Origin of the sequence: Enterococcus sp. 4E1_DIV0656 (assembly GCF_002140695.1) — a bacterium.
GTDB classification, from domain to species: Bacteria; Bacillota; Bacilli; order Lactobacillales; family Enterococcaceae; genus Enterococcus_D; species Enterococcus_D entomosocium.
The window spans coordinates 89441-94826 of sequence record NZ_NGLF01000004.1 but is presented as its reverse complement, the minus strand read 5'-3'; the positions used below and the strand labels follow the sequence as shown (position 1 = coordinate 94826).

At 36.7% G+C, this 5386-nt stretch carries 7 protein-coding genes; 2 read left to right on the top strand and 5 right to left on the bottom strand.

From position 1 onward, the window contains the following. Positions 1-176: 176 nt before the first annotated feature. Positions 177-521, bottom strand: coding sequence for a hypothetical protein (locus A5882_RS19055; RefSeq protein WP_086373509.1), 345 nt, complete (start codon positions 519-521; stop codon positions 177-179). Positions 522-700: 179 nt separating this feature from the next. Continuing rightward, complete coding sequence (locus tag A5882_RS19050) at positions 701-1696, bottom strand: YhdH/YhfP family quinone oxidoreductase (RefSeq protein WP_086373508.1); 996 nt, start codon at positions 1694-1696, stop codon at positions 701-703. 105 nt (positions 1697-1801) lie between these two features. Between A5882_RS19050 and A5882_RS19045 the strand changes: the two genes are divergently transcribed. Both A5882_RS19045 and A5882_RS19040 read left to right on the top strand, forming a co-directional pair. After that, positions 1802-2227, top strand: coding sequence for a MarR family winged helix-turn-helix transcriptional regulator (locus tag A5882_RS19045; RefSeq protein WP_217808288.1), 426 nt, complete (start codon positions 1802-1804; stop codon positions 2225-2227). A 269-nt stretch (positions 2228-2496) separates the two neighbouring features. Then, complete coding sequence (locus A5882_RS19040) at positions 2497-2772, top strand: hypothetical protein (protein ID WP_086373506.1); 276 nt, start codon at positions 2497-2499, stop codon at positions 2770-2772. Positions 2773-2786: 14 nt separating this feature from the next. On the opposite strand, the gene A5882_RS19035 is transcribed toward A5882_RS19040, so the two are convergent. The 3 genes from A5882_RS19035 to A5882_RS19025 form a co-directional block, all read right to left on the bottom strand. Then, positions 2787-3377, bottom strand: a complete 591-nt coding sequence (locus A5882_RS19035; RefSeq protein ID WP_086373505.1) for an SOS response-associated peptidase — start codon at positions 3375-3377, stop codon at positions 2787-2789. A 91-nt stretch (positions 3378-3468) separates the two neighbouring features. Then, positions 3469-3975, bottom strand: coding sequence for a hypothetical protein (locus A5882_RS19030; RefSeq protein WP_086373504.1), 507 nt, complete (start codon positions 3973-3975; stop codon positions 3469-3471). Beyond that, complete coding sequence (locus A5882_RS19025) at positions 3959-5338, bottom strand: Y-family DNA polymerase (RefSeq protein ID WP_086373503.1); 1380 nt, start codon at positions 5336-5338, stop codon at positions 3959-3961. Before A5882_RS19025 ends, A5882_RS19030 begins: the two co-directional genes overlap by 17 nt. Between the last annotated feature and the right edge of the window lie 48 nt (positions 5339-5386).

Here is a 5386-nt window from a genome sequence, read left to right as displayed (position 1 = left end):
TATTTTAGACGAATGTTAAGATTAAGAATAACTATACATTGCTTTTATATAAAAATAGTTCGCATTTTTCTCTTTTTATCCCTGTTGGCAAACTTAAATTAATGAGATTGTTCGACAAAAACATTTTATAATAAATGAATTATTCTCCTGAAAATATCATGTAATTTTCGCGTATTCTAGTTTGAAATTTTGAGCTGGCGTTTTCCATGACCACGTAATCTCTTAATATCAATAGGAACGATTTTCTTGTATATCCAGGTGTATATCGTTGAAGTATAGACTTTTACACTACGGACAGCATTTGCTATCTGTTCCGGTGAATATTTCATTTCGAGATACTTCATAATCGTTTTAGTATTGTGTACGGTGGTCTTAGTTGTTGTTCCACAATTTTTCTTACGAATGCGTGCCATGTTGCCGACACTTGTTGCTTGATATGGTAAACTAGCGAGACTATTCTTCTTTCTTTGCTCGGGCCCACGTTTGATATCTCTAGAGATCGTTGACCTATGTCGATCCAATCGACGTGCTATCTCGGTTTGAGAACAAATACGCTTCTATTTGTCCACGCTCTTCAGCTGACAGATGAGCATAGTTCATAATTCAATGCCCCCACCTCAAATTATATAGATAGAGAATGAAAGTTCTCATTTTACATATGGGGTGACTATTCTCTATCTATATTTATTTTTAAGGAATATTATTTCGTAATATCTACAACTGTTCTACCAAGATGTCTCCCCTCTTTTAACAATTGAATTGTATTGGGAAGTTCGTTTAATGAGATTTCAGTGAATAGAGTACTGTCCGTTATTTTCCATTCTTTGGCCATTTTTGACCAGATCATTTGTCTAAAATCTTGCGATATATTTACTGAATCAATACCAATAAGATTTATTCCACGCAATATGAACGGTAAGACAGTTGTATTTAATTTAATCCCTCCGGCATTTCCGCATAGAGATGCACTTCCTTGATAACATATATACGGAAGTAAATTTGAAACTAGTTCTCCTCCTACAGTGTCTAAAATGTAATTAAAAGTTTGCTTAGCCAATGGCTTTTTTGTGAACTCAAAATCGCTCAGGAGAATAACTTTTTGCGCACCTAATTCCTTGGCAACTTGGATCTGATTTTCTTTTCTAACCAATGCAGTAATATTTTTGTATCCAGCTTGGGATAAGATTTTTAGTGCGATACTACCTACTCCACCTGTAGCTCCAGTCACTAGAATAGCTTGATCAAGAGACGGATTCATTCCATTTTTTTCTAATTCAAAAATGGAAAGAGCTGAGGTTAAACCAGCAGTACCAAAAATCATGGCTTCCTTCATCGATAAGTTTTCAGGTAACCGTACGATCCATGAAGAAGGTACTCTAGCATATTCTGAAAAACCTCCAGTATGCGTCATTCCCATATCATAGCCAGTGACTAGAACTTGCTGCCCCTTAGTATAATTAGGATCTGTAGACTCTTCAATTGTTCCACTTAAATCGATTCCTGGAATCATAGGATAATTTCGTATAACGCCGCCATTCTTTTGGACAGCTAACATATCTTTGTAATTAACTGAAGAATATGCGACTTTTATCAAAACTTCTCCATCGTCCAACACATCTTTCTTCGTGTGCTCTTCTACTTGATAACTGACGTCCCCATTATTTTCTCTCACAATCAATGCTTTAAATGTATCCATACTCAAAATTCCTTTCTCAACAAAATAGTTTTGTTGCAAAAATGTTTTCAATCAGAATTTAACATGATACTATAGTTCTGTCAATGATTACTGGAGGGATTTATCATGGTAGACAATTGTATGAATTATTTATTGAGTGTTACCCAACATAAAGTTTTCAAGTATTATAGTAAATTATTAGAAAGAGAAGGGATTACGTCTGCACAGGCCGGTGTCTTAACCTACATATGGTCCGTACCAGATAATAAAACTACGCCTAAGGAGATAGGGAAAAAACTTCACTTAGAGGCACCAACGGTTTCTGGGATTTTAGATAAAATGCAAAAATTAGACCTGATTGATAGAGAAGTTGATCCCGATAATAGAAGGATAATATTTGTAACACCAACTAATAAGGCCAATCAAATGAAAACTTCGATTAAAAGTATGACTGAAGAAATGAATCAACAGGTCCTCAAAGATTTTTCATCAGAAGAAGCAGAATTATTGAAACAATTTTTGACCAAACTTATTCATTCTGAAATCAAATAGATTCATAATTAACTACCAGAAAAAGTGCGATTCAGTGATAATATAACAAAAACACCCAGCAGAGATTTGCTGAGTGTTGAACTTTATTCTGCTATCTGGGAGTTGTCAATGGTAAATGGCTTTAAATCGGGATGGTTTCTGCATGTTATATTTATGTTAACTACATTCTCGTTAACATGGATATAATCGACTTAGCTAGATTAATCTAAACGATTGCCTGTATTGATGGCGAAGCTAATTAATTATTAAGTGATTCAAAAACTGAAAAAATGTATATTAATGTTAATGAAAAAACTGTAACGATCGAAAAGACTGGTAATAACGCCTATCTTAGAGCATATAAACAAGGAAAAACAGCAAACAAAGGTTACTGGTGGGGCACGAGAATCTGGATTTCAAAAAGCGCAGCAAATAATATTTCTACTAGAATTTCAATTGGAGGAGTTCTCATTAAATCAAATCTAATTGGTTTAGCAGTTGCTTTAGGAGGTGTCGCTTTATCAAATGTGCCAGGAGGTTTTGTATCAAAAAGAGCGGATCTATAAAAGATCCGTTCTTTTTATTTTGTTACTTCAGTACTACTTAGTTCGGGCATATCAGCTGTAAGATAATTTCGCGCAAAATCTAAATCAGTGATCCATTCCTTAATGTGATCTTTCTGAATTATAAGCGGCATACGATCGTGGATAGGTGAAACCGATTCATTAGGCTTGGTCGTCATTATGATCGATTCGGTTTCAAATCCTGCACCAGTTTTATGAATACGATAAAAGCCACCTAAATAAAAAACGTCACTTTCACCTGAAGTAAATAATAGTTTTCGTTTTTCAGAATCCCACTCATAGAATCCGGAAACTGGTATGACGCAGCGAGTTTCTCTGAAGGCTTTAGAAAAAGTCTTCTTTTCTTCTACTGTTTCTGAACGTGCGTTGATCATAAGTTGACCAGGCTTAAATCCTTGGAAACCCCACTGAGTGATTCCTGGTACTACCCTTGAATCCTGATTAAGTCCTAGTGTTACTATATAATTAGTTGGAAAAATTTCATTAAAACCAACACGAATATGTTTACCTGTAGTATTTAAAACGACGTGGTCATAGTAGCTTCTTAATTCATTTGAATATAAATCAAAAAAATATCTTCCACACATATTCTCCCCCTCCTTTTCTAATTTATTTAAAAAACGTGTGTCAGAGAGCTATTCTAAGGCGATTTCAAAGTCAAATGATGGACAATGATCTTCAAACATCATCTGCAAAGTCCTGATAATATTCATTTTTGATTAGCTCAATCTCTTTTTCTATTTTACACGCTTTTTTCTTTTGTTTGTTGCGAGAAGACTCTCTGTCCTGGAAATAATCAACTTTAAACCATTTTTCCTCTTTTTTTATGGATACATGTCGGACATCTGTCCAATTGATCGCTTGTTCATTGAGTACAAAATAATCTTCATATGCTTCACCAAGAAATTGTCCTTCGACAGGATCCAAAAATCGCCCAAATTCGTCTTTAGTGTTTAATTGCAGCGATATAGGCTTGTGATAAAGGAACGATTCTGATAGAATTGCGTCGATTTCCTCATGGTTCATTAAATCCAAACCAATAACTTCTTTTGTAGCCCAGGCTTCGTTTTCTAAGACACCTTTCATCAAATCATCCATGGCGTAGGCCGTTGCCCATTTCAGCCCGAATGGTCGATCTCTGTATTGATTATAGTCCGTAAAAGTTTTCTTAGTACGTTTTACCATGACCTTCAGCACCTTCAAGTCCAGACATACCACCTGCATGCCCTCCGACAAGGCTGCTGCGAGCGATCGCACGTCCACCTTCCATTATGCTATTTGCATGAACGATCGACTTAAACCCGTATTTTTTGCGTATCGTATCTACTACATAATCGATTTTTAAGTCTTTTACTTGTTCGTCCGGATTTTCAAAGAGATCAAGCTGCAAAGCATTAGAATAAACGAGCTTTGAACAATTTACTCCCACATTTCGAATGTCCTGGTACTTGTAATGACGATCAAATATCTGCAGTAAGTAGTTTGCTATTTGTTTGCTGCTATTTGTTGCTGGTACCTTCATTTGCTGGTGAAATCCTCGACTTCCTGATCGATCAATATAGCCCATAGAAAAACCGATCCACAAAGAAACGACTTCAGCTTTCGCTCCTGTACGGCGTAACCTAGTTGCTACTTGATCGGCCATTTCTTTGATTACAATTTCTATTTCTTTTCGACGTGTATAGTCCCGATTTAAGACCTGACTGTTCCCTATCGACTTAGATTTTACTTTGTATTTCTGACCTAAGAATGATCGATCGATGCCCCAGCTGTGTGCATATAGTTGAGTACCTAAGACACCAAAATTTTGCTTCAGCTGATAGTAATTTGCGTGTGCCAGATCATACATAGTAAATATGCCCATTCGGTTCAGTCTGATTGCTGTTCGACGTCCTATCCCCCAAACGTCTGTAATGTTTTCTACAGACCAAAGATTTTGCTGAACGTCTTCATAACGCCATTCTGCTTTCATATCTGAATTTTTTTTGCTTTCGAGGTCTAGTGCGAACTTGGCCAAGAGCGGATTGTCACCTATCCCGATCGTTGTGAAAATTCCAGTTTGTCGATAAACGTCTGTTTGAATCATTCTCGCCAGCGCTCTTGCGTCCTTTGCACCGAACAGCTTTAATGAGTCTGTGACGTCCACGAAGCTCTCATCAATGCTGTATACGGAATGATTTTGCTCGTCAGCATACTTCTTGTAAATATTGTTGATCTCCATGTTCTTTCTCATATACAGTGCCATCCTCGGTGGTGCAATCACGAGGTCTTCCGGATACGGAAAAGGAAGATCTCGTGATCGACTGACATTAGAAATTCCATAGGCTTTTTTTGCGGCCGGACTCGATGCCAGGATTAATCCACTTCCCCGCTGAGAAGGATCGTCCGAAGGATAGGACATGACAACTAACTTTGTCTTTAAAGGACTTAGACCTCTTTCTACACATTCTACGGATGCATAAAATGATTTACAGTCGATACAAAGAATATCTCGAGAAGGTTCTTTCGTGTAATCAAACTTTGGATTTACACCAAACTGCATAAGCATGCTAAATCCCCTTTTCAAAAAAGATACGTTTTATATACATATTAGAAC

What these genes read in the sequence shown, in the direction of transcription:
- A5882_RS19050 (WP_086373508.1), bottom strand. Translation starts at nt 1,696, where the DNA reads ATGGATACATTTAAAGCATTGATTGTGAGAGAAAATAATGGGGACGTC.
- A5882_RS19045 (WP_217808288.1), top strand. Translation starts at nt 1,802, where the DNA reads ATGGTAGACAATTGTATGAATTATTTATTGAGTGTTACCCAACATAAA.
- A5882_RS19040 (WP_086373506.1), top strand. Translation starts at nt 2,497, where the DNA reads ATGTATATTAATGTTAATGAAAAAACTGTAACGATCGAAAAGACTGGT.
- A5882_RS19035 (WP_086373505.1), bottom strand. Translation starts at nt 3,377, where the DNA reads ATGTGTGGAAGATATTTTTTTGATTTATATTCAAATGAATTAAGAAGC.
- A5882_RS19030 (WP_086373504.1), bottom strand. Translation starts at nt 3,975, where the DNA reads ATGGTAAAACGTACTAAGAAAACTTTTACGGACTATAATCAATACAGA.
- A5882_RS19025 (WP_086373503.1), bottom strand. Translation starts at nt 5,338, where the DNA reads ATGCTTATGCAGTTTGGTGTAAATCCAAAGTTTGATTACACGAAAGAA.